1 protein-coding gene and 1 pseudogene are annotated in these 1,507 nt (G+C 36.5%); one reads left to right on the top strand and one right to left on the bottom strand.

Annotation, left to right across the window (positions count from 1 at the left end):
- Nucleotides 1-259 precede the first annotated feature (259 nt).
- Nucleotides 260-588 (top strand): annotated as a pseudogene (locus IQ224_RS23440) (IS30 family transposase); the annotation flags it as partial.
- Nucleotides 589-732: 144 nt separating this feature from the next.
- On the opposite strand, the gene IQ224_RS23435 reads toward IQ224_RS23440, so the two are convergent.
- A complete protein-coding gene (locus IQ224_RS23435) occupies nucleotides 733-1,281 on the bottom strand; it encodes an ImmA/IrrE family metallo-endopeptidase (RefSeq protein ID WP_230457594.1) in 549 nt (182 codons plus the stop codon).
- Between the last annotated feature and the right edge of the window lie 226 nt (nucleotides 1,282-1,507).

Genomic DNA, 1,507 nt, shown 5'->3' with positions numbered 1-1,507 from the left:
CTCTGCTTTGTACAAAGGGTTCCCATCTGGCTTGATTGAGACTTTGACTACTGAGTAGGGCTGTCACCATCCAACTGAGGACGGTTAAATGTCTTTTATCCACAAATCGGCTTCCTTGTTCTAGATAGGAATAAACTTGGGAGAAGATTCTGTTCTCGGTTTTCATCTTGTAGGGATTCTTGCTTTTTCCCTATCTACCCAGATATTTTTCTTTTTGGCAACCCTTGTCTTGTCAGGTTTTGACCCACTTGTGTCCGTCAGTCAGGAGATTCACTCTGACCAAAGAAAAACCTTTACTTGTGACAAGGTTAAAAAATTTTGTGGACATCAAGAGTTGAGTCAGAAACTAGGAGCAGATTTTTATTTTGCTACTCCTTATCATTCGTGGGAGAGGGGATTAAACGAGCATACCAATGGACTGTTAAGACAATTTTTCCCAAGGGAACGAATTTTAAAATCGTTAAGCCAGAGGAGGTGGAAAGAGCCGTAAACTTGATTAACAATCGTCCTCGAAAATGTCTTGACTATCGTACCCCGAATGAGGTATTCTATAAAGGTAGATCAGATAGTGATGCAATTCAAACTTGAATTGGCGTTTATATTTAAATGTCTCAAGAATTTTAACTTGATTAATTTCAACTCCAAAGGTATTGAGGGTTTTCTCAAATAAGCCACAGGTGGCCAATTTTAGGATAATGTCATTATCCAAACAATAAACAGAACCTATCAAGGTTAAACTCCTAACACCGTTTCTAGATACTCGTAGGTTTCGTCATCAAATTTATCCCAGTCTAACTTATTAGCCAAATATTCATTAATAATCTTATTGCCATTTGGGTTGGGTTCTAATAATTTTAAAGTAGCCATGGCTAAAGCAAAGTAGTCCCTGTTATGCCATCCATAGTTCAGAATAATTGCACCTATATCAATATCCGGATGATGAGAGATAAAATGTTCTTGAACATATTTACTCAATTTTTCAGTATTTGGGAATTTCCTATCTTCAAGGAAGTTATCACAATCACCTAAGAGTAATTCAGTGGCAAATTGATTAGCTTCTTTTTCTTCGCTATCATTATCAAATGTAATGTCTTCATCAACTAATACCCCATCTTTTAGATGTGCTAATGCTAAATGTCCTAATTCTTGCGCTAAGTTAAAAGCGAGTCTTGCAGACTGTTGATGTTTTGAACTAAGAATAATTACAGGACAAGTAGAATGCCATTGAATTAATCCAGCAAATTTCTTAGTTTTGTTAGGAAAATGATCAAAGTATCCCACCGCTATTCCCCGAGACCAACAATAGTCTAAAAGAGAGGTCAACTCAACCTTTGGCCAGTGACTTAAGATGTCTTTCCTGATGGTTTTAGCATTTTAGCAGGGAGCATCCCAATTTTGCAATAAGTAGAAATGCTTAGAGACTAAAAACGTTAGCTAAGGCAAAATAAAGAGAAACAATTAAACGGTAGAATCATGAATACAGACCAAAAAGAACAACTAGATCAAC

Origin of the sequence: Microcystis sp. LEGE 00066, from assembly GCF_015207925.1 — a bacterium.
Taxonomy (GTDB): domain Bacteria; phylum Cyanobacteriota; class Cyanobacteriia; order Cyanobacteriales; family Microcystaceae; genus Microcystis; species Microcystis ichthyoblabe_A.
This window is presented reverse-complemented; position numbering and strand designations above follow the sequence as displayed.